Source organism: Sulfurimonas sp. C5, assembly GCF_029872055.1.
Lineage (GTDB): Bacteria > Campylobacterota > Campylobacteria > Campylobacterales > Sulfurimonadaceae > Sulfurimonas.
On sequence record NZ_JARXNQ010000003.1, the window covers coordinates 51854 to 76643 of the forward strand.

The 24790-nt window shown below is 35.0% G+C and carries 29 protein-coding genes and 2 pseudogenes; 7 read left to right on the forward strand and 24 right to left on the reverse strand.

What is annotated here, in order from left to right:
* Nucleotides 1-37 precede the first annotated feature (37 nt).
* The 5 genes and pseudogenes from P6N22_RS06285 to P6N22_RS06305 all read right to left on the reverse strand — a co-directional run bounded on the left by P6N22_RS06285 (nucleotide 38) and on the right by P6N22_RS06305 (nucleotide 4494).
* Nucleotides 38-865: an MBL fold metallo-hydrolase gene (locus tag P6N22_RS06285; protein WP_280331715.1), complete on the reverse strand. Its 828-nt coding sequence runs from the start codon at nucleotides 863-865 to the stop codon at nucleotides 38-40.
* Nucleotides 842-1453, reverse strand: a pseudogene (locus P6N22_RS06290) (HD domain-containing phosphohydrolase); the annotation flags it as partial. The pseudogene P6N22_RS06290 and the gene P6N22_RS06285, both read right to left, overlap by 24 nt.
* 21 nt (nucleotides 1454-1474) lie before the next feature.
* Nucleotides 1475-1957: pseudogene (locus P6N22_RS06295) on the reverse strand (GAF domain-containing protein); the annotation flags it as partial.
* A 31-nt stretch (nucleotides 1958-1988) separates the two neighbouring features.
* Entirely contained in the window at nucleotides 1989-3830 is a 1842-nt protein-coding gene (locus P6N22_RS06300; RefSeq protein ID WP_280331247.1) for an adenylate/guanylate cyclase domain-containing protein, read from the reverse strand.
* Nucleotides 3817-4494, reverse strand: a complete 678-nt coding sequence (locus tag P6N22_RS06305) for a FecR family protein (RefSeq protein WP_280331249.1) — start codon at nucleotides 4492-4494, stop codon at nucleotides 3817-3819. The genes P6N22_RS06300 and P6N22_RS06305 overlap by 14 nt, the downstream gene beginning before the upstream one ends.
* 73 nt (nucleotides 4495-4567) lie before the next feature.
* On the opposite strand from P6N22_RS06305, the gene P6N22_RS06310 reads away from it, so the two are divergent.
* Nucleotides 4568-5296: a YaaA family protein gene (locus tag P6N22_RS06310; RefSeq protein ID WP_280331251.1), complete on the forward strand. Its 729-nt coding sequence runs from the start codon at nucleotides 4568-4570 to the stop codon at nucleotides 5294-5296.
* A complete protein-coding gene (locus tag P6N22_RS06315; protein WP_280331253.1) occupies nucleotides 5293-6048 on the forward strand; it encodes an RNA methyltransferase in 756 nt (251 codons plus the stop codon). Before P6N22_RS06310 ends, P6N22_RS06315 begins: the two co-directional genes overlap by 4 nt.
* Here P6N22_RS06315 and P6N22_RS06320 read toward each other — a convergent pair.
* Nucleotides 6035-6355 (reverse strand): thioredoxin family protein, encoded by a 321-nt coding sequence (locus P6N22_RS06320; RefSeq protein ID WP_280331255.1) that lies wholly within the window; start codon nucleotides 6353-6355, stop codon nucleotides 6035-6037. The two genes, P6N22_RS06315 and P6N22_RS06320, sit on opposite strands and share 14 nt — an antisense overlap.
* 26 nt (nucleotides 6356-6381) lie before the next feature.
* Here P6N22_RS06320 and P6N22_RS06325 point away from each other — a divergent pair, with 26 nt between their 5' ends.
* Both P6N22_RS06325 and P6N22_RS06330 read left to right on the forward strand, forming a co-directional pair.
* Entirely contained in the window at nucleotides 6382-7290 is a 909-nt protein-coding gene (locus P6N22_RS06325) for an AEC family transporter (RefSeq protein ID WP_280331257.1), read from the forward strand.
* Between the two features lie 74 nt (nucleotides 7291-7364).
* Entirely contained in the window at nucleotides 7365-9806 is a 2442-nt protein-coding gene (locus tag P6N22_RS06330) for an EAL domain-containing protein (RefSeq protein ID WP_280331259.1), read from the forward strand.
* A gap of 129 nt (nucleotides 9807-9935) precedes the next feature.
* Here the strand turns inward: P6N22_RS06330 and tkt are convergent, their stop codons facing one another.
* Genes tkt through P6N22_RS06360 form a run of 6 tightly spaced genes read right to left on the reverse strand, consistent with a single transcriptional unit; the run spans nucleotide 9936 to nucleotide 14767 of the window.
* Complete coding sequence (tkt, locus tag P6N22_RS06335) at nucleotides 9936-11858, reverse strand: transketolase (RefSeq protein WP_280331261.1); 1923 nt, start codon at nucleotides 11856-11858, stop codon at nucleotides 9936-9938.
* Entirely contained in the window at nucleotides 11858-12709 is an 852-nt protein-coding gene (locus tag P6N22_RS06340) for a polyprenyl synthetase family protein (protein ID WP_280331263.1), read from the reverse strand. The genes tkt and P6N22_RS06340 overlap by 1 nt, the downstream gene beginning before the upstream one ends.
* A 19-nt stretch (nucleotides 12710-12728) precedes the next feature.
* The gene (locus P6N22_RS06345) at nucleotides 12729-13712 is read right to left on the reverse strand and encodes a PDZ domain-containing protein (RefSeq protein ID WP_280331265.1); all 984 of its coding nucleotides are present in this window, start codon (nucleotides 13710-13712) and stop codon (nucleotides 12729-12731) included.
* Entirely contained in the window at nucleotides 13713-14024 is a 312-nt protein-coding gene (locus P6N22_RS06350; protein ID WP_280331267.1) for a YbaB/EbfC family nucleoid-associated protein, read from the reverse strand.
* A complete protein-coding gene (panD, locus tag P6N22_RS06355; protein WP_280331269.1) occupies nucleotides 14024-14389 on the reverse strand; it encodes an aspartate 1-decarboxylase in 366 nt (121 codons plus the stop codon). The genes P6N22_RS06350 and panD overlap by 1 nt, the downstream gene beginning before the upstream one ends.
* A gap of 3 nt (nucleotides 14390-14392) precedes the next feature.
* The gene (locus P6N22_RS06360; RefSeq protein ID WP_280331270.1) at nucleotides 14393-14767 is read right to left on the reverse strand and encodes a (2Fe-2S) ferredoxin domain-containing protein; all 375 of its coding nucleotides are present in this window, start codon (nucleotides 14765-14767) and stop codon (nucleotides 14393-14395) included.
* A 146-nt stretch (nucleotides 14768-14913) separates the two neighbouring features.
* On the opposite strand from P6N22_RS06360, the gene P6N22_RS06365 reads away from it, so the two are divergent.
* Nucleotides 14914-15465, forward strand: coding sequence for an outer membrane beta-barrel protein (locus P6N22_RS06365; protein ID WP_280331272.1), 552 nt, complete (start codon nucleotides 14914-14916; stop codon nucleotides 15463-15465).
* Between the two features lie 4 nt (nucleotides 15466-15469).
* Here P6N22_RS06365 and P6N22_RS06370 read toward each other — a convergent pair whose 3' ends face one another.
* The 12 genes from P6N22_RS06370 to P6N22_RS06425 all read right to left on the reverse strand — a co-directional run bounded on the left by P6N22_RS06370 (nucleotide 15470) and on the right by P6N22_RS06425 (nucleotide 23495).
* Complete coding sequence (locus tag P6N22_RS06370) at nucleotides 15470-16765, reverse strand: UDP-N-acetylmuramoyl-L-alanyl-D-glutamate--2,6-diaminopimelate ligase (RefSeq protein WP_280331273.1); 1296 nt, start codon at nucleotides 16763-16765, stop codon at nucleotides 15470-15472.
* A complete protein-coding gene (locus tag P6N22_RS06375; RefSeq protein ID WP_280331275.1) occupies nucleotides 16762-17355 on the reverse strand; it encodes a hypothetical protein in 594 nt (197 codons plus the stop codon). Before P6N22_RS06375 ends, P6N22_RS06370 begins: the two co-directional genes overlap by 4 nt.
* 15 nt (nucleotides 17356-17370) lie before the next feature.
* On the reverse strand, nucleotides 17371-17646 hold the full coding sequence (locus P6N22_RS06380; RefSeq protein ID WP_280331277.1) for a NifU family protein: 276 nt from the start codon (nucleotides 17644-17646) through the stop codon (nucleotides 17371-17373).
* A gap of 74 nt (nucleotides 17647-17720) precedes the next feature.
* On the reverse strand, nucleotides 17721-18935 hold the full coding sequence (locus P6N22_RS06385) for an aldo/keto reductase (protein WP_280331279.1): 1215 nt from the start codon (nucleotides 18933-18935) through the stop codon (nucleotides 17721-17723).
* 80 nt (nucleotides 18936-19015) lie between these two features.
* On the reverse strand, nucleotides 19016-19366 hold the full coding sequence (gene rplQ / locus P6N22_RS06390; RefSeq protein ID WP_280331281.1) for a 50S ribosomal protein L17: 351 nt from the start codon (nucleotides 19364-19366) through the stop codon (nucleotides 19016-19018).
* A 27-nt stretch (nucleotides 19367-19393) separates the two neighbouring features.
* Complete coding sequence (locus P6N22_RS06395) at nucleotides 19394-20392, reverse strand: DNA-directed RNA polymerase subunit alpha (protein WP_280331282.1); 999 nt, start codon at nucleotides 20390-20392, stop codon at nucleotides 19394-19396.
* 25 nt (nucleotides 20393-20417) lie between these two features.
* Nucleotides 20418-21044: a 30S ribosomal protein S4 gene (gene rpsD / locus P6N22_RS06400; protein ID WP_280331284.1), complete on the reverse strand. Its 627-nt coding sequence runs from the start codon at nucleotides 21042-21044 to the stop codon at nucleotides 20418-20420.
* Between the two features lie 12 nt (nucleotides 21045-21056).
* On the reverse strand, nucleotides 21057-21449 hold the full coding sequence (rpsK, locus tag P6N22_RS06405) for a 30S ribosomal protein S11 (RefSeq protein ID WP_280331285.1): 393 nt from the start codon (nucleotides 21447-21449) through the stop codon (nucleotides 21057-21059).
* Between the two features lie 11 nt (nucleotides 21450-21460).
* Nucleotides 21461-21823, reverse strand: a complete 363-nt coding sequence (rpsM, locus tag P6N22_RS06410) for a 30S ribosomal protein S13 (protein ID WP_280331287.1) — start codon at nucleotides 21821-21823, stop codon at nucleotides 21461-21463.
* Between the two features lie 2 nt (nucleotides 21824-21825).
* Nucleotides 21826-21939, reverse strand: a complete 114-nt coding sequence (gene rpmJ, locus P6N22_RS06415) for a 50S ribosomal protein L36 (RefSeq protein ID WP_152306398.1) — start codon at nucleotides 21937-21939, stop codon at nucleotides 21826-21828.
* Between the two features lie 171 nt (nucleotides 21940-22110).
* On the reverse strand, nucleotides 22111-23082 hold the full coding sequence (locus tag P6N22_RS06420) for a hypothetical protein (protein ID WP_280331291.1): 972 nt from the start codon (nucleotides 23080-23082) through the stop codon (nucleotides 22111-22113).
* Nucleotides 23083-23150: 68 nt separating this feature from the next.
* Complete coding sequence (locus P6N22_RS06425; protein WP_280331293.1) at nucleotides 23151-23495, reverse strand: hypothetical protein; 345 nt, start codon at nucleotides 23493-23495, stop codon at nucleotides 23151-23153.
* Between the two features lie 96 nt (nucleotides 23496-23591).
* Here P6N22_RS06425 and P6N22_RS06430 point away from each other — a divergent pair, with 96 nt between their 5' ends.
* Nucleotides 23592-24020, forward strand: a complete 429-nt coding sequence (locus P6N22_RS06430; protein WP_280331295.1) for a pyrimidine dimer DNA glycosylase/endonuclease V — start codon at nucleotides 23592-23594, stop codon at nucleotides 24018-24020.
* A 45-nt stretch (nucleotides 24021-24065) separates the two neighbouring features.
* The gene (locus P6N22_RS06435) at nucleotides 24066-24749 is read left to right on the forward strand and encodes a Crp/Fnr family transcriptional regulator (protein ID WP_280331297.1); all 684 of its coding nucleotides are present in this window, start codon (nucleotides 24066-24068) and stop codon (nucleotides 24747-24749) included.
* Nucleotides 24750-24790: the final 41 nt, after the last annotated feature.

The window sequence follows — 24790 nt, forward strand, 5'->3', positions numbered from 1 at the left end:
TATAGTGCAAAATATTTTTAATGTCAAGAGTTTTGAATCAAAATTGTAAAATTTCCCCATCTTTTACTAAAATAGGTTCATAATCACCCTCATATTCCTCTATTTCTTGTGCTATTTCTAAAATAAAACTTGGTTTTATATGGTTAATATAAAGTTGAAAATCTTTTCTTTTTACCGTTTTTAATTGCTCAAATAACATTTTCGGAGTTAAATGCTTACTATTTTTCGCCAACTCTTCTAAATGGTTTGGAAATGAACACTCTATTACTACCGACTTAATAGTAGTGTCCTTTTCAATTTCTAAGATCGCATTATCTATATTACAAGTATCCGCAGTAATCAAAATAGCCCCGTCGCCTCTTTTATAAATATAACCGCAGCTTGAATCCGTATGATCTGTTTTAAATGCTTTAATAGATTCATTTTGAGATATCTGATACTCTTTATCTAGTTCTATCTCAGTATATTTAACTACCATCTCATTATTCGGTAATTGTATTTTTGAAAAATCAGGCCATACCTCATCATTTAAAAAATGTTTTTTAATAGCATCTATCGTCCCTTTTGTTCCCAGTATATTAATAGTATCTTTTCTAATGCCGAAGTAGTTATCTATAATATATGCGATATCCACTATATGATCAAGATGCTGATGTGTAAGCCATATATTTTTTACATGGATCGATTCTTCACCTAATGATTCAAGCAGATTACCTGCATCAATCACATCTGTCTTGTTTAATGAAAACGAAGTAGTACCGAATCCTTTTGCTTTGGTTCCGTAAGCACCAAGTACTTTTATATTTCTTGTTTGAAGGATCTTCTCCTCTTCATATTTATATTCATCTTTAAAAGTTTCACGAATTGCATAAAACTCTTCGAGATTTTCAAAAAATATATCTACCAGCTTAGGATCGAAATGCTCCCCTCTCTCCTCTTTAAACAGATCAAGTATCCTTTGATCATCCCATGCTTTTTTATAAACTCTATCGCTTCCTAGTGCATCAAACACATCTGCTAAAGCAGTAATACGCCCATATATATGAATGCCCTCACCCTTTATAGCTCTCGGATACCCTGTACCGTTATATTTTTCATGATGCTCATACGCAACAATTGCTGCTGCTTTTAAAAGTGTTCGCTCAGAGTTTTTCAAGATATCGTACCCAAGTTTTGCATGGGTATCCATTATTTTTCTTTCTTCTTCGTTAAAGCGTCCGTTTTTATTGAGAATATGATCAGGAATTGCCACTTTTCCTATATCGTGCATAGGGCTTGCTTGCTTTAGGAGTTCTGCTTCTGCTTCTTCAAGTCCATATTTTAATGCTAAAAGTTTTGAATACTCCGCAACGCGTTTTACGTGATTGCCTGTCTCTTTAGAACGACTCTCTCCAACGGCACCCATTGTAAATACAACTTCTCTTTGAGTATCTTCAATCTCGGCTGTCAATTTTGCAGATACGATTGTCTCTGCTGCATAAGTGGTTGCAAGCGTTAACCTTTCCATATCTCTTTGATCAAAAACACCGCCATTACCTTGACGGTTGATCACTTGAAAAGCACCGATAACATTTTCGTTTCGGTCATACATCGGTATAACCATCATTGATGTTGTTTTATAGCCGGTTTGTTGATCTATATATCTGTTAAAACGTTTATCTTGATATACATCATCAATTATGTAACGTGTACCGTTTACAATTGACTCACCTATAATTCCTGAGTTGATAGGTATCTCAATAGGTTCTATCCCTTGTGCTACTTTTGTATGGATCGTTTTTTTATTATCACTAACTATCCAGACACTACATCGATCAGCACCGCTCAATGCTTTTCCCATGCCTGCAAGCAGTTCTATCACCTCATCATATTCTCTTCTCGATGAGACTTCTGCTAAATAAACAAAAATAATTTCCAATAGCTCAGTAGCACCTAATGAGCCTATTTCACTCTTCATTTTAACTCCATTATGGCAATTATTATAGCATTTATTTATGAGATATTAGTTGATAAACCCTTACCTCTTCTTTTTTCCCTTTTATGGGTGTAAAACCTAAGTCTTTACACTCAAAATCCTCTTTTACAAGTTCGTAGGTATAGCTTGAGATAATGATCTCCACTCCAAACTCTTTTGTTTTAGATTCCAGTCTTGATGCAAGGTTTACGCTATCACCTATAATAGTATAGTTAAACCTTTTTATTGCCCCCATATTTCCGACAACCACTTCACCTGTATTGATTCCTATACCTATATGTATCGGCGCTATCCCCTCTTTTTCAAATTCTTGATTTAAAATATTGAGCTTATTTATCATCTCTAGTGCACAAGTACAAGCAGCTTTTGCATGCTCTTCTACATCTATCGGTGCATTGAAAAATGCCATAACGGCATCACCGATATATTTATCAAGCATCCCTTTATTATCCATAACCGCCTCAGTCATTGGCGTAAAATATCTGTTTAAGAGTTTAATGAGTTGCTGCGGATCGTCCATCTCTTCTGAGAGAGTAGTAAAATTACGAATATCGCTAAACAAAATACTCAGCTCTTTTTTCTCTCCGCCGAGTTCCAACCCTTTTTTACTATGTACCAGTTTCTCCAATAACTCTTTTGAAAGATAACTAGAGAAAGCTTTTTTAATAAAGCGTGTATCTTTTTCTTGAATATAAAAGATATTAAACTCTATCAAGGCGACATTCAAACCTAATGCAATAAGAGGGTAAAACATATCTATATATAAAGAATTATAAGAAAATAGCGTTTTTGCAACTGCGAAAAGAAACAGGTAAACACCTATATAGGTAAATATTCTTACATAGAGTTTCTTGATAAAAACACTCACTAGAAAAACACTCAATACTGTCAAGATAGTCATTAGATAGTTAAGCAGAGGAAACTCTTTTATCAGTTCATCGTTTAAAAAGTTTGAAAGAAATGTAGCGTGCAAATACACTCCATACATATTTCCCATTGGAGTTGCAACGACATCTCCTATCCCCATCTCTGTGACACCAAAAAGTACTATTTTCTTTTGAAGATAGGAACTTTTTATCTTCCCTTTATAAAGGTCTACGAATGAAATCGTTTTATATGCCTGCTTGTCATAAAAGTTAAGTCGTACAAAACCCAAATCATTCACAGAAATTTTTTGCTTACCAAGTGTCAGTGTATTTGCCGCTTTGCGATCAAGATCGCTATTAAACTTCAGACGTAAACTCTGCAGAGCTAAAGAGGGATACAGAGAATTCTGCAGATAAAATGCCGTGGGATACCATCTATAGAGTTGATCACTTGCCGTTACGGTTGTAAATGCACCTTGCATCGTACATGAGTCTAGAATCGGTTCTACATTTAATTCGGCAAATTTCGCATTTAGAAAATGTTCATCTTTTTGTAGTTTTGACTGCAGAAGGTCAAGACTTGAATTTTGCAATGTATCAAGTTCTTGGGGAGTTAGATGCTGTGTAGCTTTCTCTCTTAAAAAAAATCCACATACACTATTGTTTAAAGTTTCTATTGCCGTCGCTAATTTCTGATCTGCATCGCTGGATTCCGAAAACACCATATCCAGTGCGACTACATCGGCACTTTGCAGTTTTTCTAATCCTTGTGCCAAAATATCTCTATCCCACGGCCAACGACCGAAATAGTTGATACTTTTTTCATCCACTGCCACTATGACGACATCAGGATTGATTGTTTTTGTTTGAAAAGCGAAATTGGTATCATTAAACTTTTCGGCAAAAGAGTCTAAAAATTCAAATTTTTCATACTCTAATAGTAAAATCAACAGCAGTGAGAAAACTGCTAATATACTAGTTCTTATCAAATAACTTTTCAAAATATTTAAACTCGTCTGCATCGTTTTGATCGAAACTGTCTTCTTTAACTATATTATCCTCAAAACTTACTTTGTTTTGCTGCTGCAGGTCAAAAGCTTGAGTTTTTACCGCTTTTTCATATTTTTCGAATGCTGCTTTATACTCATCAAAGCCCTGCTGTTGTTTTGCTTTAAAATCTTCAAATTCTGCATTTATTTTTTTTCTATAAAGTTCAAACTCCTCTTTAATACTATTAATTCCGACTACACCCTCTTGTAATAAAAGCTCTTTTTGTTCATCTGCTTTTACAATAAAGGTTGTCCCTTTAATTCCGATGATCGCAAAATTTGTCTCTACTTTTAAAGCATCTTTCGTTTTTTTAGAAGTTATTTTGTAATACACTTTTCCGTTTTCTTGCTTGAGATCTACTCCGCTGATAAAACGTACCATCGAATCAGTATCGACAATCAATGTCGAATTATCCTCTAACTTGATTTTTGCACAACCATCTTCGTAAGTGCTTAAGATATCCCCCTCTTGAATCTGATATCCGGCAAGCACTTTTATCTTTTTAATACTGTTTTGCGGTTTTACTTTTACATTTCCTTGAAGTTCCTCAACAGTTCCAATCACACTAGCGTAAATATATGTACAACTCGCTATAATAAGCATTAAAAACAGTTTCACGTAAGACCTTTAAAAAGATTTTATTTGATTATATCATGTTATTAAAAAAAGGGAGATGATGTTAAAAATACTTTTTTCACCTTCTGAAGGGAAAAACAGTGGAGGAGAGCATACTAGCCAAGAGCTCTTCGGTGCAACTGATGCTCGGGATGAGATATTAAACAAATATAACGAAATCGTAAACAGCGGTGACGAAGAAAAGATTAAAGCTCTGTTTGGAATCAAAAAATTTGATGATTGCAAACCTTATATTGAGGATATATTTCAAGCACCCCTGATGAGTGCCATTGAAAGATACGACGGGGTAGCCTATGACTATCTTGAGTACACATCTTTAGATCAAGATGCACAAAACTACCTCAAAGAAAATACTATTATCTTCTCAAATCTTTACGGACCGCTTCGAGGTGGAGACAAGATTGCAAACTATAAAGTGAAGCAGGGAAATTCTATCGGAGAGATTGAACCGGATAAATTTTACAAAGATCGTTTTTCTTACCAGTTGGATCTTTATCTTGGCAGCAGTGATATTTTAGATCTGCGTGCGGGGTATTATGACAAATTTTACAAAACAAACCAGCCCTATACAACACTTAAGTTTTTAAAAGATGGGAAAACAGTTTCACACTGGGCAAAAGCATACCGCGGGATAGTGTTACGTGAAGTGGCACGTGCAGGAATTAGCTCTTTAGAAGAGTTCAACAAACTGGAGATCGAAAACCTCAAGGTTAAAGAGATCAAAAAAACAAAAAACAAAACAGAAATAGTATATGAGATCGTAGAATGAACCAAGATTCACAAGAGTATAAAAATAAAAAAGCATTTTTTGACAAACTGATTACGCTTTACGGGCGCAATGTCGTTGTAGAAGTTTTACAAGATGATTCTATTGAAGTACACAAACTTCATTTAGCAAAATCAAATAAGCCTGACGGTGCAATTAATAAAATTATGCAATTGGCAAAAAAACGAAATATAGAAATTACTTACCATGAAAAAAATGCCCTCAGCCGCATCAGTAAAAATGCAAAACAGGACCAGGGTGTTGCAATCGATATCTTTTCAAAAACATATCAAAGTGCAGAAGCGATTAAAGATTTGCAATCGTACAAATTAATTGCACTTGACGGTGTACAGAATCCTCAAAATCTAGGAATGATTATCCGCAGTTGTGCAGCGGGAAATGTTGACGGAATAATTTTGCCGAAGAAAAACTCTGCCAAAATCTCCCCTCTTGTTATAAAAGCGAGTGCCGGAACACTGTTTAAAATTCCGATCTACTTTTGTAATACATTAGAGGATGTTTTACCACAGCTAAATGAAGCAAAAATATATGCACTCTCACTTGAGGCTAAAAACTCTATTTACGATCTAACTCTAGAGAAAAAATCTGTTTTTATTCTTGGAAATGAGAGTGAAGGGGTAAGTAAAGAGGTGATTAGCCTGTGTAACGACTCTTTAATCATCCCTATGAATCGAGGCGTTGAATCGCTCAACGTTGCAGTAACTGCTTCTTTGATCGCCTTTATGAGATCATAATCTCATAAGGACGTTTAATCTCACGGATTACCTCATCAACAGACATGTGACGAGACTTTCTCAAAAACTCTCTGCCGTCTAAAAACACAAGTACCGTAGGAATGGCGAATACACTAAAGTGTGCAGCTACTTCTTGAGCTTCTGAGACATCAACACTCACAACTTCAAACTCTTTAAAATTTGCATCTATCGCTTCAAGTAGTTTTGGTTTGAGTGCATGACACACATTACATGTCGGTGCGGAAAAATACACCATCACCGCTAAATTTTCTTTTATTGTTTGTTCTATCTCTTCTATTGTTTGCATAGTAGAATTTTACTATAATTTGAGTTATGAGTTCAATTATTTTAAGTATTTTAAGTATCTATGTTTTTATAGTGATGGGTTATCTTGCAAAACGGGTTTTCAAAGAGCAGATTGACGATAAAACGATCACACTGCTAAATGTCTATTTTTTACAAGTGTTTTTAACATTTTGGGGTCTTTTGATCCATCCTGTAGATATCACCCTACTCTATGCACCAAGTATCTATTTGGTTATTGTCATTATTGCACTGATCGTATCAGCCTTATTTGCACGTTATCTCTTTACTCAGAAAAAAGAGTACTCCATTGCGATGGTCGCAGCACTCATAGGTAATACCGGAAACTTAGGAATCCCGCTAAACATCGCCATATTCGGTGAAGCTTCCATTCCGTATACGACGGTTGTAAATCTTATGAATGTTTTCGTAGTGTATACGATCGGGGTATACTACTACTCCCGCGGAAGCTTTGATGTTAAAACATCCCTCATGAATATTGTGAAACTTCCAATACTTTGGGCTGCAATCATAGCGATCATACTCAGCGTAGCAAACTATAAACCCTCTGAAACTATTATGAATATGCTAATGATGGGAGCTTATGCTTCTATGACTATGCAGCTGTTTTTATTCGGTATCTATCTCTACGGTACAAAAATAAACGAGATCAATAAAACACTCATCAGCTGGATTCTTAGTTTTAAATTTTTACTGCTTCCTATTTTAGCTATTGGAGTACTCTCTTTTATAGAACTCGATCCGATGATCAAAGGAATTATTTTCATAGAACTGCTTATGCCTCTTGCCGTAGCCAACGTTAATCTTGCTTCACTCTATGATTGTGAACCGAAAGTTGTCACTGCGTTAGTCCTTATCTCTTCGGTTTTATTTTTAGGAATTATCTTTTTAGGTGTAAAAATTTTATCCTATCTATAAAATTGAAACTTATCTTAGACTTGATTGAAATATTATATTAGGTTATAATCTAAAAAATTCTCTTAGGTATTGTAGTGAAATTCAAAAAAACAGCTCAGATAATTGACCTTTTGATACACAATAAAGAAAAGATAATTGATGCTTGGTTAAACTCTAAAGATACCAGCATTATTTTAAATGCTTACGGCATTGAAATTGATGAGTTTAGAAGTCTTTTTGCGACCCTATTATTTGATTGTTATCTCGATCAAATATTAGAAAAAACCGATCTTGAAAATTGTACTATTATCCCTGCTTACATAAAATTGATGCTAAAGCATCACGCTACACCTGATAAAATTTTTTTACTGCCTCTTGAACTTGAAAACTCTATACTCAAATCTTTTTTTGCAAACAATGTTTCAGACTATGAAATTTATATAGAGATAAACCAGCTTACAAAATATACTCTTAAAGCAACTCTTACAGAATTTCAAAAGATTTTTAATGAACAAGAACAAGAAAATATTTATCACAATGCCATCCTTGAAACAACAAATGACGGTTATTGGATGGCAGATACAGAGGGGAACTTTTTAGAAGTCAACGCCTCTTACAGTAAAATGTCAGGGTACTCTATAGACGAATTGTTATCTATGCATATACAAGCTGTTGAAGCTATAGAGTCTGAAGAAGAAACCAAGAAACATATTGAACATATCATTAAATATGGCAATGAAACATTTGAGACGACACATATTAAAAAAAATGGGGAGAGATACCCCGTAGAAGTATCGGTTAGTTTTACAGAAATAGACGGGGGACGTTTTTTTGTTTTGTTACGTGACATAAGTGAACGCAAACAAGCTGAAAACGAACTGCTTCTCTCTTCCAAAGTGTTTTCAAATATGACTGACGGTGTACTTATTACAGATTCAAAGCAACATATCTTAAAATTCAATGACAGTTTTTCTAAAATCACCGGTTATACAGAGAAGGAACTTCTTGGAAAAACACCGAATCTTTTAAGTTCCGGTTGGCACGATAAAGAGTTTTACAAACGGATGTGGGCAGACATAAACACTTACGGAAGTTGGCAAGGTGAGATTGTTGATCGTAAAAAAAACGGGGAAACATATATATCAGAGAGCTCTATAATTGCTGTAAAACAAAATGATGAGATCATGAACTACATTGCCATATCCAGTGATGTTACACATAGAAAAGAGCAAGAGAAAATAATTAACAATTTGGCCTATTATGATGCATTAACAAAACTGCCAAATAAAACATTGTTTCAAGAAAGGCTTGAACACTATATCAGTATTGCAAAAAGACATCATACACAGATCGCACTCTTTTTTATCGATCTGGATAATTTCAAAAACATTAACGACACCTTAGGTCACTTAATGGGTGATCAATTCTTAAAAGATGCTGCTTTAAGAATAAAAAGTATCCTTAGAGAGGAAGATACACTGGGAAGGTTTGGCGGTGATGAGTTTGCCATTATAATTCAAGACTGGCACTCAGTAAGTAGTTTGGGAGTCTTGGCACAAAAAATTGTAGATATATTTAAACAGCCATTTTTACTAAATAATACAGAGTTTTTTTCCGGTGTAAGTATAGGGATTAGCATATATCCCGATGATGCAAAAACTTATGATGAGATGATACGTTTAGCCGATACAGCTATGTATCACGTTAAACGTCACGGGAAAAACGGTTATGAGTTTTTTTCTGCATCTATGAATAAATCTATTGCCGAAAAAATGAAAATAGAGAATGCCTTGCACACTGCATTGGAAAACAATGAGTTTCATCTTACGTATCAGCCTAAAGTCAATATAGAAACAAATACTGTTTACGGGATGGAAGCACTCATAAGATGGATTCATCCGGAACTTGGCTTTATCGGACCGGAGCTGTTTATACCTAAGGCTGAAGATAACGGTCAAATCTACAACATAGGACTATGGGTTATTAGACAAGCTCTTGAAGATACAAAAAAATTACATGACTCAGGTTATGATGATCTTGAAGTATCTATTAACATCTCCAGTAGACAATTAGAACAAAGTTATTTTTTAAAAGACTTGATATCGATAGTTAATGATATTGGACTAGCAAAAGAGTTTATAGACTTAGAAATAACAGAGACACAAGTTATGAACAATATTGACTCTTCCCTAGAGATGCTGCGTAAAATCAGTGCCCTGGGTATTAAACTTTCTATTGATGATTTTGGAACAGGGTATTCATCATTGAGTTACCTAAAACAACTTCCTGCAAATACGATTAAAATCGATAAAAGTTTCGTTCTTGATATAGATAAAGATGAAGATGACAAAGCTATTGTAGCATCAATCATTGCGTTATCTAAATCTCTAAACAGAAAAGTGGTTGCCGAAGGCTCAGAAACAAAAGAGCATATTGAAATACTTAGAGAACTTGGCGTTAGTCAAGTACAAGGTTATTATTATTCAAAACCAATTAAACTGGATGAGTTTGAACAATTTTTAAAAGAGTTCCATTAAGAAGAACCTTTTTATGATGAACATGAAAGTTTTAAATTTTTGTGTTGTTACTTTTAATTCTGAAAATTTTAAAAAGTTGAAATATAAAAGAGGAAAAGAATCAACTCCCAAAAGGGAGTTAAAGAGAAATTATTTGATTTTTGCGATTACTGCATCAACTGAGAAACCAAATTTCTCAAATAATTGTTCTGCAGGAGCTGAAGCACCGAAACTGTCCATTCCGATAACTTCATCAGCTAAACGGTACCACTCTAATCCGCGGGCAGCTTCAATTGCAACTTTTTTCGTATTTGGAGCGATGATCTCATCAATATAAGATTTATCTTGTTCAATGAAAAGATCGTAACAAGGTACAGAAACAACGTTTACTTTCTCACCTTGCTCGTTTAGTTTTGCTTTTACATCAAGTGCTAACTGTACTTCACTACCAGATGCCATTAAGGTGATTGTAGCATCTGCATCACTTGCAAGTAAGTAACCACCTTTTGAAGCTTCCCCTTTTACCGCAACTGGTAAAATTGAAAGGTTCTGACGTGAACATACAAATGCCGAAGGAGATTTTGTCATCTCTAGAGCTTTTTTCCAAGCTTCAACATTTTCTGCACCGTCTGCAGGACGCCATACATAAAAGTTCGGTAATGAACGGAATTGTGATAGGTGTTCGATCGGCTGGTGAGTCGGGCCGTCTTCACCAACACCGATACTATCGTGTGTCCAGATAAAGAACTGTTGAATTCCACTAAGTGCTGCAATACGTGCAGCTGGTTTTAGGTAATCTGAAAATACAAAGAATGTAGCACTAAACGGCATTAAAGGACCATATAATGCAATAGCATTTGTAATTGAAGCCATTGCATGTTCACGGATACCGAAATAGATGTTTCTTCCTTTTGGAAATACTCCCATATCTTTTAGGTCTGTTTTGTTTGACGGGCTTAAGTCTGCACTACCGCCTAAGAAACTTGGAATTGCTTTAGCAATTGCATTCATAATTTTACCGTTTGTACTTCTTGTAGCATCAGCTTTATCAAAAGTCGGATAGTCAATACGAGAAAGATCAGGATTCTCTAAAGAAGCTAAAACTTCATTTTGCTCTAAAAGTGGCATAGTTTTTTGACGGTGAATCCATTCACGCTCAGCTAAGTCACCTTTTTCGATTGCACATCTGAATCTTGCCATAACATCTTCTGAAACAAAGAATTTTTTCTCAGGATCAAAACCTGCTGCTTTTTTTGCTTCAGCAATAATTTCATCACCTAACGGTGCACCATGTGAATGGTGACTTCCCTCTAACTCACCTGCACCTTTTGCGATAGTTGTATGTGCAATGATAATAGCTGGTTTAGGAGATGCTTTTGCAGCAGTAAGAGCGATATCGATGGCATCGTAGTTATGACCGTCACACTCTAAAACTTCCCAACCTTGAGATTCAAATCTTCCACGGATATTTTCAGAAATACTCAGGTCTGTACATCCTTCGATCGTAATACAGTTAGAATCGTAAATAACAATCAGATTATCTAACTTATTGTGTCCTGCGATTGAACACGCTTCGTAAGAGATACCTTCTTCTAAATCTCCATCTCCACATAAACAATATACATTATGGTCAATTAAATCTGCAGTATCGCTGTTTACTTGAGCAGCCATAAATTTACTCGCCATAGAGAAACCTACTGCATTTGCAACACCTTGACCAAGAGGACCAGTTGTAATCTCAACACCTTTTGTATGTCCATACTCCGGATGGCCAGGTGTTTTTGAATCTAATTGACGGAAGTTTTTTAGATCTTCTATCTCTAAACCATATCCCCATAGGTAATAAAGTGAATAGATAAGCCCTGTAGCATGCCCACCTGAGAATACTAATCTGTCACGGTTTAACCATGAAGGGTTTTTAGGATTATGGTTTAAGTGTTCACTTAAAACTACAGCAATATCTGCAAGTCCCATAGGTGCACCTGGGTGACCTGAATTTGCAGCTTGAACCATATCTGCTGCTAAAAATCTAATAGAGTCCGCCATCTTTTTGCGCATAATATTATCGCTCATTATTTGTCCTTGTGTCTGTTTATGTATTTTGTAAGTATTGGTGACAATTCACTACGTAAACTCTCATCAAAACTTTCTATCTCTTCTAATAATTCATCAGCTAAAATATTAGCTTCTTTCATTGTCTCATCTAAACCTAAAATAGTTACAAAACTATTTTTATCCTCATCGTTGTTCGTTAATTTTCCAGCCTCTTCACTACTTTGAGTTACATCTAAAATATCGTCTTGGATCTGAAATAAAATACCAAGTTTTATACCAAATTCGTAAAGTGTATCAGCTAATTCTTCATTACCGCAGATAAGTGCACCCATCTTCATCGAAGCTGCAATAAGCTTTGCAGTTTTATTTGTATGAAGTACTTTAATATCTTCCACTTTGAGCGGCTTGTTTTCAAAGTAACAGTCTATCGCCTGTCCAAGCACCATACCGTTAAGCCCACCGTTAGATGCAAGCTCACGAATTAGTTTCACTTTTATAGCATCGCTAAAAGGTGCATTGCTTAACACTTCAAAAGAGTAAGTATTAAGTGCATCTCCTACCAAAATAGCAGTCACTTCATCATACACAACATGCAGTGTAGGTTTCCCGCGACGAAGAGGTGAGTCATCCATTGCAGGTAAATCATCATGAATTAATGAGTATGTATGAAGCAATTCAATCGCATATGCAGCATATCTTGCACTCTCTAACATCAAAGGATTTAAAGCTTTTACCACACCGAGTAAAAGTGCCGGACGAAAACGTTTTCCACCAGCTTTTAACATCTCTTGCAAAGCTGCTTCATACGTCGGGTGTATCGATGTTGACGTCGGTAGATGGTCTAATAAAAAAGCTTCAAATTTTTGCATAAGAAATTATATAATTAACCTACTTAATATTTACAAAAAATTGGAAATTTTTTCTCTCGAAAAGCAGTCTTGAAAAATCTTTGAAATTCTCTACATATTCTCTAAGTTCATCTTGATTTTTCACTTGCACGCCGTTTACCTGAATGAGTCTGTCACCAAGTTGCATTCCATAGTCTTTAAAATACTGATTCAGCCCTACTATGTGAAGTTTTTTGTTAAAAAAGATACCTCGGAACTCTAAAAATGTATCGCTTACTTCTCCGCCACCTGTTCTTTTGTATGCTTCTACATTAAAGTCTAAAACTTTTTTATCTCTTTTAACTTTGATCGTATGTTTTGAGCCCACTGTACTAAAAAGTATGTTTCTCATAAGCTGTGCGGCAGAAGATACTTTCTTTCCGTCAAATCCTATTACACAATCCCCTCGTTTTAAAGGATTGTTTTTCAAATAAGGATTGCTCGCTACAATTTTTATGCATCCTTTTTGATCTTTAACACGAATACCTATATCACCGTAATCGGCACTTTTTTTTGTTATAAAATTATTGAGATAGTATTTGTCTATAAAACCACCAGGAGTAAGGATTCCCTCTAACGCACAACAAGAACTCGTAATCAGTGCAGGAGTTTTCATCTTTGCACTATAAATCCCGAGTGTATTAAGTCCTACCTGTTCTTTAAGAACTTTACCCTCTTTAAAAGTTTTATCGGTAACGGCTGCAGTGCCTAATTGCAAGCGCATATTAATATCAAAAGGGTATTTAAAATGTTTTTTGTCTTCAATGATATAAAGGTTTAAAAATGGATCGTGTTTGTAAATTTTTGCATTTGGTATTTGTTGTGAATAAACAAGTCGTTTATTGTTTTTAATTGGAATTGAAATAGAGTTTTTTTGAATTGAAGTGGAATCTTTTACTTTTGCTACACATGAAAAGTAGCCATTTTTACAAGCGTGAAGATTTAAAAAGAGAAAGCTGAGTAGGAATAACAGGCGTAAATACACCTATTTGCTCCCACCAAAAGGGTTCATGCCGCCAAGCATACCCATTGCACTTTGTTGTTGATTTTGTTGCACCATCTTATTGGCATCGTTAATAGCACCAATAAGTAAGATTTGTAAAGAATCTTTATCTTCTAAGAGTTCGTCATCGATATTGAGGTCTATCACTTCCCCATTTCCGTTGAGTGTAAGTTCTACCATACCACCACCGGTTTTTACAGAAAAAGTTTTTTTAGCAAGTTCATCTTTGAGGTTCTGTGCTTGTTGCTCAAAACCTTTTAGCATCTCACTTAAATCACCCATACCGTTAAACATTATATACTCTCTACAACTTCATCAATGTTATTTTCATCATTAAGTAATACTACTGTCGGTTTGTAGTTTTCTAACTCTTTATCATCAAATGTAGCGTACGCAACAATGATAACTTTATCCCCTTTATGCACTTTTCTTGCAGCTGCACCGTTAAGACAAATATCACGTTTCCCACGCTCACCCAAGATGATATATGTAGAAAATCTTTCACCGTTGTTGATGTTAAGGATCTCAACTTTTTGTCCAACTCTCATCTTAGAAGCTTCTAAAAGCTCTTCATCGATAGTAATCGAACCTACATAGTTAAGATTTGCATCTGTAACAGTAGCACGATGAATTTTGCTGTAAAGCATTTCAATCTGCATATATTACATTCCCATCTGTTGTTTCATATCTGCAGGCGAAATAGGTGCATCCCACATCTCTTGAGGAATTACATATTCTTCTACAACATTTCCGCCTAGGATATGTTCTTCTATGATTCTATCAATTTTTTCTTTAGTTAATCCAGCATACATAGTATGACCCGGTTCAACTAACATAACAGGTCCCATTTGACATCTGTTCATACAAGATGTTCTGATTGGCTGTACTGTTCCCATAATACCTTGTTTCATTAGGCTTTGTGCAAGGTGTTGGAAAAGGTCTTGAGTCTGTGGTGTAACACACGATGGCTTTGGCATACCTGGAGGAGCTGATTGCTCACATTTAAATATATAAAAAGCTGGTTGAGGGATACCCATAAAGTCATTCCTTATTTTTTTTCGCAATTATACCAAAATTCTTCGCCCCTTTTCTAAGAGAGGTAAATAAATTTTGTTTTTTAAGCTTCTATGTAAGTTTTTGGATATAATTTCGCATTATTCCAACACAGAAAGTTACACAAATTATGAAAAAGCTCTTTGCATCAATTTTACTTTTATCTTCAACTATTTTTGCCGAATCATCATTTTATATAGGAACTGGTTATACCTACGTTAATGAATCAATTACTCTCAATAATGTATCTAAAAATGTCAATAACAATGGAGCAAAATTAAAAATAGGATACGGAGAACAAACGGCTTACGCTGTTGAATTCTCTTTAAACTATATTGACAACACTTCTGCCATTTTAAATTCGACAGATAAAGAAAAATACGGTTTTGACATTGAACTTATGAAAGCATGGGATTTTGATATTTATGTAATTCCATTTGCAAGAGTCGGTTTTGGAGCAGGAAAAATGAGCTCTACAGCAAGAACAAATGCAAAATCGATCAGTTACGGTTCTTTTAACGGAACTCTCGGTACACTGCTTCCACTTGGCGAGAGTTTTGAACTTGAACTAGCTTACGAGTATAAATATCTTTCTTATCAAAAAACTGATTTAAATACGTCAACTACTTCTCCATCATCACACCAAAATGGTGTGTATGTTGGTATAAACTACAGATTTTAAGAGATTACTTTAAATTAAGTAATTCTCTTACAACTTCACGATCATCAAACGGAAGTTTTTGATCGTAAATAATTTGATAAGTTTCATCCCCTTTTCCAAGGATGACTACCACTTCATCTTCCTCTTGCATATCAAGTGCAAGCTCAATAGCTTTTTTACGGTTTAACTCTACTGTTACATTACTTTTGTCTTCTATACCAGAGAGGATATCATCTACAATAGCTTCCGGTTCTTCAAATCTTGGATTGTCACTTGTAATAATAACTTTTTTACCCAGGTTTGTTGCGACCCTGCCCATAAGAGGACGTTTGCTTTTATCTCTGTCGCCACCTGCACCAAAAACTACAATTAACTCTTTTTCTTTTAACGCATTAAGTACCTGTGCCATACCGTCAGGAGTATGAGCGAAATCTACAATAACGTTCGGAAGTTCACTTACCTGCTCCATCCTTCCGCTAACACCTGCAAAGTTATCAACCACTTCTGCAATCTCTTCAAGTTTTTTTCCTGTAAGCAAATGCGCTGCTGAGATTGCCGCCATTAGATTATAGAGATTAAAAAAGCCATGAAGTGATGCAGTAAAAGGTACTATCTCTTGAAAATGTTGAATAATACCGCTACTTCCATCATTTAAAGAATATGCCATAAGCTTGTATGTTGCCGGGTTTTCAATCCCGTATGTATACGTATTTTTAAAATTGAACTTCGCTTTTTCCTCATCTTTGTTGATAAGTTTTTTACCCTCATCCTGAAAGAAACTATTTTTTACAGCTATATATTCCTCTAGTGTTTTATGATAATCAAGATGATCCTGAGTAATATTTGTAAGGATTTTAAGTTCAAAAGGAAGCCCTTCTATACGCTTTTGCACAATAGCGTGAGAGCTTACTTCCATAATAAAAAAATCACATCCCATCTCACGTGCTGTATAGATATGTCTGTAAGTATTTAAAACAGATGGTGTAGTAAGTGTCTTGCCCTCAATCACTTCATCATTGATAAAAAGCCCGCGGGTTCCCTGCATTGCCACTTTATATCCAAGGTCAAGCAAAAATGAATAAAGAGCACTTGCAGTTGTAGTTTTACCGTTTGTTCCAGTAATTCCAACAATTTTAATATCATTTACACCAAAAAGTTCTGCTATCTCTTCTACTTTGATAATCGAGTGTGCACCGTTATCTTTTGCATTTTGAAGGTATTTTTCATTTTGAGTTGTAAGAACAAAAGCTGTTTCATTGTCACACTCTTGCGAGTTTTCCGTTACATATTTAAATTCACGATCTGGTAAGGCAATTTTCAAGCTTTTTTTCCCTTAGCTTTTGCTAGTTTTTTTAGTAATTTTTGTAGTAGTTCATCACTTGGGTATACGCTTAAAGCACTTTCAAGATAATTCAAAGCCATCTCGGCAAAATCATTCTCAATCAGTTTCTCTAAAAAATCTATAAAATCATCTCTTTCTGAAATGATCACACGAGTTGAAAACATAATGTTTTCAAAAATCTCTTTAAAGTCACCGCCATTTTCTAAAAGTTTTTGAAAATCGCTGTATAAAATCCCATCTTCAAACTCTAGTCTTTCACGAAGCGGTTGTGTAAATGCTTTGCCTAATTCTTCAAGAGTACCATCCATATTTTTTAGGATCTCACTCATAATTGCATCAGCTTCTTCAGTATCTTCTTCTTTTAGTATCTCATAATAATCAAATAAAGCCTCAGCTCCAGTCTCTCCACTCAAAGCCATTTCCGACAAAATGACGCCATTATAAGCCTCTTTAGAGTTTGGAAAGTTCTGTAAAACTTCAGCGAATTTTTCTAGAGCTCTTTTATAGTCCTCTTGCGAAAAACTCTCTTTAGCTTGATCCAATATTTTATGTTTACTAATATTTGTCATTTTTTAATTAAATCCTTATAGATTATCTATATCGTTTTCCATCCCAAACGGTACATTTATAACGTTAAGTTCCGGATGGATATCCATTCTTAATTGACGTTCAACTCCATATTTAAGAGTAGTCCCACTTGAAGAGCAGCCTACACATGCCCCTTTTAATTGAACATATACATTCCCATTTTTTACTGTAATAAAATCGATGTCTCCACCGTCTAATGCTAATGATGGTCTAACTTTTTCGATTACTGCTTTTACAGGATCTATTAGTTCTTCATCTGAAAATGGAATCATTTCTATCCTTCTATATTTTTATTATCATAAAATATGATAAAATCACTTAACAAGTGCTAAAAATATACGTTTAGCTACTCTTTTAAAGTTAGTGTTTCCGCTACGTAGCTAGGTTTTCTCATCCCAACCAATATAAAATCGACACTCTCAAGATTTTGTAAAAAATCAAATGCACACTCTTGTAATTTTTTCTCACAATTCCCAACTAAATTCTTTAGTTGTACTCTTGTAGATATTGAACATTCAAAAGCCACCATTGCTCTGTAAGAGACTAAAAATTTATCTATGTATGTCAAGAGAGTTTCAATTACTCCTTCACTTACATTTTCAATCATCTTGGTTATATTTGGAAGGACTTGAGAGTTTACAAACAATTCGTAATCTCCGATCCATCCAAATTTATGTTTATTTGCATCCATCTGCTCTACCAGATTAAAAAGAGGCTGCAGTAATTCTGTGTCACATACTTCTAAGAGTTCGTTTAGGTTTTGATAATAATCTATCGGCTCATCATAATCAGCCAGACGAAACATTAAACCGTTATGAAAAGCATTCAGTGGACGGTTTACAAGTACTCTCAGACCATTCTTTTTTGCCCATTTAGCGCACTCTACTCCCTCTTTTTCCAACAAGTTAATTGGTAATTGCAGGGTTGTGAAACTATGCTTGTCATTACCTGCTTCTATTGCTGCATTTTGTGCAAGTGTGATCAAATCTTCATAAGGTAAAAAATCATCTGCTGTACTCTCTTTTGAAAAAGAGTTTGAACTGATTCCATACGATCCGATTGTATTATTTGCAACTTCTTGTTCTAAAGCTACAAACACTTTGTAGATACGCTTATAAAGTTCTTCTAATCTTTCCTCTTTTGCAATATCTTTATTAATTGCATCATAAATATAGTATTCAGGATTATGCAATAGATAACAATCTATCTTATTTAACTCTAATCTTTCTAGTGATCTGTTTAACTGATCACGCATAAACGAAGGTGCTATTGAATGATAACATTCAGGAGAGTATTCCACAACATCTTCAAAAGGCTTCTCTTGATGAAGTTGCATATTTGTGCCTTGAATGTAGCCAAACTTGCTTACAATCTCAACATCCCGATATTCCTCTTCAATAGAGCCTAAAGCTTTTGCAATTGCACGCTCAGCCCCACCATCTGTATAGTTAGATGATGTATCGATTAGTTTAATACCTGAATATAACGCTTCTTTTAAAGCTTGAATATGTAAAGGATTTTGATCACTTACTCTGTAAGTTCCAAATGCGAAACTACTCATAGTTAGTCCTTGATAAAGTATTTTAGGATTTGGAAGGTTTGAAGGGGATAAACGCAGCTAAATACTGCGTTTAGAAAAGCTTATACTAGTTCGATAAAAGCCATTGGTGTAGCATCACCACGACGAATACGAGTTCTAACGATTCTTGTATAACCACCAGCACGCTCTACATATTTAGGCGCAACTTCGTTTACAAGTTTCTTTGTAGCTTCTTTGTTTTGTAATGAAGCAAATACAGCTCTGTGAGCATTGCTATCACCTTTACCAGCTACAGTGATAAGTTTTTCAACGTAAGAACGAAGCTCTTTTGCTTTAACAGCAGTAGTTTCAATCTTACCATGTTCAATTAACGAAATACTTAGGTTTTGTAAAAGTGCTTTACGGTGAGCACTTGTACGTCCAAGTTTACGATATCCATGACGATGTCTCATATCTTCTTCCTCTTTTCTTTAAGCAGACTATTTAGCAGCTGCTTCAATTTTCTTTTTTAATGCAGTAACTACATCATCAGCTAAATCAGCACCAACTGTAAAACCAAACTCTTGAACTTTCTCTACGATTTCATCGTAAGATTTTTTACCAAGATTTTTTACATTTTTAAGATCATTTGTACTCATAAGTACAATTTCACCTATTAGTTTAATATTTGAGCGATCAAGGCAGTTAAAACTACGAGCACTTAAACCTAAACTATCAATGTTTGTAGTTAGTTTTTTAAGGTCCGGTGACTCTTCAACTCTCTCAATTGTTGTTGGAGCTTTGATACTGATCTCTGAGTTAAACACAGCAAGTTGTGCATACATAACTTCTAAAGAGTTTCTGAACGCATCAACAGGAGAGATTTGACCATCAGTTTTGATGTTCATTACAACTCTCTCAAAATTTGGATTGTCTTCAACAAGAACATTCTCAATTTTATACGTTGCACTTCTTACAGGAGTAAAGTAAGCATCTAAAGCGATGTAACCTTCTCCTAAGTCTTCATACGTATCTTCACTCGCAACATATCCAATACCTTGCGCAATTTTGATACTGAAGTTAAGAGTAGAGTCTTCATTTAAAGTAGCTAAATGAGCCTCTGGAGTTACAACTTCAACTTCACTGTTGTTTAAATCTGCACCAGTAATAGTACATGGACCAGCAAAGCTATAATTAATTTCAGCTTCTGTTGCTTCATTGTTAAGTTTGAAGCGGATCTCTTTAAGATTTAAAATAAAATCTGAGATATCCTCAAGCATACCACGAACTGAATCGAATTCGTGTTTTGCACCTTCAATTTTAATAGCAACAGGAGCATAACCAACTGAGCTGCTTAATAGAAAACGGCGAAGTGGATGAGCTAAAGATATAGCGTATCCTGTTTCAAAAGGATATGCTATGATATTTGCTTCATTCTCACTAATTTGTTCTACCTCAAACTCTTGAGGAGCAAGTGGAGTAGTTTTAATCTTTTTCATTCTTTTACGCCTTTTTTATTAATTATTATTTCGAGTAAAGCTCAACGATTAAACGCTCTTCTACAGGAATAACAACTTCTTCACGCTCTGGTAAACGAGTAAAAATACCGAAAACTTTAGCAGCATCGATGTCAACCCATGGAGCAAGACCTGTTTGGTTTGTTAATTCGATAGCTCTTTGAATTTGAGCATTTTGTTTGCTTGATTCACGAACTTCAATTTTTTGACCTGGTTTAACACGGAATGATGGAATATCAACTTTTTTACCGTCAACTAAAATGTGACCGTGAGTAACAAGCTGACGTGCAAATCTACGAGTAGTTGCAAATCCCATTCTGTATACTAAGTTATCAAGTCTTTGTTCGATTAGAGTTACAAGGTTTGTACCTGTATTCCCTTCTCTTCTTTTAGCTTCATCAAATAGTGCACGGAATTGTTTTTCAGAAACACCATACATGAATTTTGCTTTTTGTTTCTCGTTAAGTTGTAAACCATACTCAGAAATCTTTTTACGACGTTGACCATGTTGACCAGGACCGTAAGGACGTTTATCTAAAGCAGATTTACCTGCTAAACGACGCTCACCTTTAAGGTTTAGGCTAACTCCAAATCTTCTTTCGATTTTTTCTACTGGACCTCTATATCTTGCCATCTGTTAACCTCCTTAAACTCTACGACGCTTAGGCGCACGACAACCATTGTGTGGTAATGGAGTTACATCTTTCATGAATGTAACACGGATACCTTCAATAGCACCTACAGATTTAACTGCAGTTTCACGACCAGAACCTGGACCTTGAACTCTAATACCTAGTTCTTTAATACCGTGTACTTGAGCTTTTTCAACAGCAGCTTCAACAGCAGCTTGAGCAGCGAATGGAGTAGATTTTTTAGAACCTTTAAAACCAAGGCTACCAGCAGAACTCCACGAAATCATATTTCCCATCTCATCAGTAATAGTTACTAATGTATTATTGAAAGATGCAGAAATGTGGATGATACCACGTGAAATATTCTTTTTTACAACTTTTTTTCTAACAGCTTTTCTTTTTGCCATGTTTTAAATCCTTACGCTGAACCAACAGTTTTCTTTTTACCCTTACGAGTACGAGCATTTGTCTTAGTTTTTTGACCACGACACGGAAGACCACGACGGTGACGAAGACCTCTGTAAGATCCTAAGTCCATAAGTGCTTTAATATCCATAGCAACTTTTTTACGTAAATCACCCTCAACCATATGGTTTTCACGGATTTCATTAGTAATTGCAGCTACATCAGCCTCATTAAGTTCGAAAACTCTTTTGTTATAATCAATACCTGTCGCATCTAAAATAGCACGAGAAGTATGTAAACCGATACCGTAGATGTATGTTAGACCATACTCTACACGTTTTTTCTTAGGTAAATCAACACCAGAAATACGAGCCATGGTTATCCTTGTCTCTGTTTATGTTTTGGGTTCTTGCAGATTACTCTTACAATCCCTTTTCTCTTGATAACTTTACAGTCATCACACATTTTCTTTACTGAAGCGCGTACTTTCATAGAAAGTCTCCTCAAATTTACTTCTTTATCTGTTTTTAGGCGAAGCCTTATGCTTGCCAATACTTTTATCTAGGCAAATATGGCTAGATAAAAACATTCTAGCTTTATGTAAAACAGTAAAGTGGACGGGAATTATACAGAAGTTAAGGTTAAAGTTTTATTAAGATTTATTTAAACCCTTAAGTCGATTTCACTCATCACTCCAGCTGAACCGTTTTCACGCAGAAATACTGAGCTTTTTGCCATATTTCCTTCATCAAATTCAAAAGCAGTAGAAACATTTTCTAAATAGAGTGCACCTATCCCTAAATTTTTTAAAGAGTAAAATGTCTCCTCTCCATTTTTATCTTTTGTCCATATACGAAGTTTATCAAAAACGGCATCATTTTCATCAATCCAGCTATTATTGTCTTGATCATATTCTTTTAGATCGTCAAATCCGTCACCGCTGTTTGGACCAAAAAGTTCACTTCCGTCATTGACTATGCCGTCACTGTTTTTATCAAGCGTTAAAAAACCGCTTCCGCTTCCGACAAATGAAAACTCCTCCTCTTTTCCGTCAAGGTCTAAATCTAAATTTGTCTTTGACTTTGAAAACTCTACAGCTCCGTCTTGAAACTGAATAACTATAGGGTCAATTAAAGCATCACCAGCTTTAAAGCTTACAGACTCATGCTTTATTGTACTTTGCTGCATCGAAAAAGAGAGCCCGAAATCTATTTTTCTTCCATCTTCTAAAGTAACGTTCCCAACAGAAGCAAATTGTAATTTTTGTGAGTTTATTTCTGTCTTTTCATAACTATAATTAATCCCCCATCCTACTCGTTCTCTTGGGTTTTCATTGCTTTGCAGATTTTCTTGTTTATTGTTTTGTGGATTAAAAAGCTGTATACGGATCTTTTTACCCGTTAAAATTTCTAATGCTTTAATAATTTTTTGCAACTTAGGATCGAGTGACTCAAAGTCATCATCCTCTTTTTTCACTTCTAAAAGTTTATATTTTTTTGAGAGCTGTAAAGTATCTTCTCTTCTTTCTTGAGGATTACGGGAACCTATCCATTGTTCCAAATGTTCACTCTCATGTGTAACAGATTTTTTTTCATAATTTGCAGCTAGAGCTATAGCACTTAATTCAATTTTCATGACAACTCCTTTTGTCAATTTGTGTTTGAACTATATCGGCAAATTTCACCTTTTTTCAAATTTAAGTACTACTCCCAGAGAACACTGACTCCATATTCATAATCTAAAATAACAGTCTTTGAATAGTTGATTTTTTTACCGTATTTTTTACTTACTAGCTCCACTTCAAGTTCTTTATTTTCCAGTAATTCTCTGATCTCTTTATATCCGAGCCACTTCCCGTAACGTGAAAGCGTATTCTGCCAGATTCTATAACCGCAGGTTGCATCGTCACGTAATTCAAACAACTCTCCATCTTCACTTTTCCAATGGGCATTACTACACGCATAGAGTTTTACTTTTTTTCCGCGTACTTCTTTGTCTCGAACTTCTATTTCACCATCTTCACAGTAGGGACATTTTCCTAGTTGCATACAAAACTCCCGTTCATTAAATATGCAAAATTATATTCCTATTTACCCTCAAACGTTAAACTTATTGCAAGATGACATATTTTCTAGGATAATTTCATGAGACTCTGGTCTATACACCCTAAATATTTGGACGCAAAAGGTTTGGTAGCATTATGGCGTGAAGGTTTATTGGCACAAAACGTTTTACACAATAAGACCAAAGGGTATAAAAATCACCCCCAATTGATACGATTTAAAAATACTCAAGATCCTCAGAGTGCTATCGAGTGTTATCTTCACAGTGTAGTCGATGAAGCAGATAAGCGAGGGTATAAGTTCAATAGGGATAAAATTCTAAGTAACAAGCAGTGTCACACTATACATGTTAACAGTAAGCAGCTTTCATATGAATTCACTCATCTTTTAAATAAACTAAAAACAAGAGATCCTGAGCGTTATCAAAAACTCGAAGCGCTAAAAGAGATAGAGACTCACCCCTTATTTGAAAAAATTGAAGGCCCTGTAGAGGATTGGGAAATAATTTAGGCAAAGTTATTATCTCTTTTTTCGATCTTTTGCTAGAATAACAAAATGCAAAAAGAATCAAATGAAATAGAACTACTCGGGAATTTAAATAAAAGCTTTGAAGATGAGTTTTACAAATATGCAAAATCTTTGGAGTTCAAAAAAGGAAGCAGTGCTTTTCATTCCGATGATCTTTTAAAAAACTTCTATATTGTTGTCAGCGGTAAAATTAAAACCTATCAAATAAACTTTGAAAACGACAAAGAACAAACTATCTTTATATACAGACGCGGAGATATGTTTGATGTTATCACTTTGCTGGACAATCAGGTACACGATGTACTTTACGAAGTACTTGAGGATTGTACCGTTTTAGAATTACCTCTGGAGCGTGTACAATACTGGCTTGAGAACGATCCAACTTTCAGTAAAAAGTTTTTTCCCTATCTTGCAGCACAAATGCGCCATACGGAGGAGCTAAGTACAGACCTTGCCCTGTACAATACGCAAGACAGGCTCATCAATCTTTTGGTTGATAATCTCAACCAAGAAAAACATTTCAAGTACCAGCTTTTACAAAACCTTTCAAATTCAGAGATCGCAAAACTGCTTGGAACGGTTCGCCATGTAATTGAACGTGCACTCAAACAACTCAAAGCTGATAATATTATTGAAACAAGCAGAAAAAATATCACAATCAAAAGTTTCCAAAAACTACTAGATAAAACTTCACAACTTCTTCTAAAATAGTAATTTCACATTTACTCAATATTAAAAAAGCAGTTATACAA

Excerpts from the sequence above, each read along its gene's own strand:
- P6N22_RS06305 (WP_280331249.1), bottom strand. The coding sequence starts at position 4,494 with ATGCTTATTATAGCGAGTTGTACATATATTTACGCTAGTGTGATTGGA.
- P6N22_RS06310 (WP_280331251.1), top strand. The coding sequence starts at position 4,568 with ATGTTAAAAATACTTTTTTCACCTTCTGAAGGGAAAAACAGTGGAGGA.
- P6N22_RS06315 (WP_280331253.1), top strand. The coding sequence starts at position 5,293 with ATGAACCAAGATTCACAAGAGTATAAAAATAAAAAAGCATTTTTTGAC.
- P6N22_RS06320 (WP_280331255.1), bottom strand. The coding sequence starts at position 6,355 with ATGCAAACAATAGAAGAGATAGAACAAACAATAAAAGAAAATTTAGCG.
- P6N22_RS06325 (WP_280331257.1), top strand. The coding sequence starts at position 6,382 with ATGAGTTCAATTATTTTAAGTATTTTAAGTATCTATGTTTTTATAGTG.
- tkt (WP_280331261.1), bottom strand. The coding sequence starts at position 11,858 with ATGAGCGATAATATTATGCGCAAAAAGATGGCGGACTCTATTAGATTT.
- P6N22_RS06340 (WP_280331263.1), bottom strand. The coding sequence starts at position 12,709 with ATGCAAAAATTTGAAGCTTTTTTATTAGACCATCTACCGACGTCAACA.
- P6N22_RS06350 (WP_280331267.1), bottom strand. The coding sequence starts at position 14,024 with ATGTTTAACGGTATGGGTGATTTAAGTGAGATGCTAAAAGGTTTTGAG.
- panD (WP_280331269.1), bottom strand. The coding sequence starts at position 14,389 with ATGCAGATTGAAATGCTTTACAGCAAAATTCATCGTGCTACTGTTACA.
- P6N22_RS06360 (WP_280331270.1), bottom strand. The coding sequence starts at position 14,767 with ATGGGTATCCCTCAACCAGCTTTTTATATATTTAAATGTGAGCAATCA.
- P6N22_RS06365 (WP_280331272.1), top strand. The coding sequence starts at position 14,914 with ATGAAAAAGCTCTTTGCATCAATTTTACTTTTATCTTCAACTATTTTT.
- P6N22_RS06375 (WP_280331275.1), bottom strand. The coding sequence starts at position 17,355 with ATGACAAATATTAGTAAACATAAAATATTGGATCAAGCTAAAGAGAGT.
- P6N22_RS06380 (WP_280331277.1), bottom strand. The coding sequence starts at position 17,646 with ATGATTCCATTTTCAGATGAAGAACTAATAGATCCTGTAAAAGCAGTA.
- P6N22_RS06385 (WP_280331279.1), bottom strand. The coding sequence starts at position 18,935 with ATGAGTAGTTTCGCATTTGGAACTTACAGAGTAAGTGATCAAAATCCT.
- rplQ (WP_280331281.1), bottom strand. The coding sequence starts at position 19,366 with ATGAGACATCGTCATGGATATCGTAAACTTGGACGTACAAGTGCTCAC.
- P6N22_RS06395 (WP_280331282.1), bottom strand. The coding sequence starts at position 20,392 with ATGAAAAAGATTAAAACTACTCCACTTGCTCCTCAAGAGTTTGAGGTA.
- rpsD (WP_280331284.1), bottom strand. The coding sequence starts at position 21,044 with ATGGCAAGATATAGAGGTCCAGTAGAAAAAATCGAAAGAAGATTTGGA.
- rpsK (WP_280331285.1), bottom strand. The coding sequence starts at position 21,449 with ATGGCAAAAAGAAAAGCTGTTAGAAAAAAAGTTGTAAAAAAGAATATT.
- rpsM (WP_280331287.1), bottom strand. The coding sequence starts at position 21,823 with ATGGCTCGTATTTCTGGTGTTGATTTACCTAAGAAAAAACGTGTAGAG.
- rpmJ (WP_152306398.1), bottom strand. The coding sequence starts at position 21,939 with ATGAAAGTACGCGCTTCAGTAAAGAAAATGTGTGATGACTGTAAAGTT.
- P6N22_RS06420 (WP_280331291.1), bottom strand. The coding sequence starts at position 23,082 with ATGAAAATTGAATTAAGTGCTATAGCTCTAGCTGCAAATTATGAAAAA.
- P6N22_RS06425 (WP_280331293.1), bottom strand. The coding sequence starts at position 23,495 with ATGCAACTAGGAAAATGTCCCTACTGTGAAGATGGTGAAATAGAAGTT.
- P6N22_RS06430 (WP_280331295.1), top strand. The coding sequence starts at position 23,592 with ATGAGACTCTGGTCTATACACCCTAAATATTTGGACGCAAAAGGTTTG.
- P6N22_RS06435 (WP_280331297.1), top strand. The coding sequence starts at position 24,066 with ATGCAAAAAGAATCAAATGAAATAGAACTACTCGGGAATTTAAATAAA.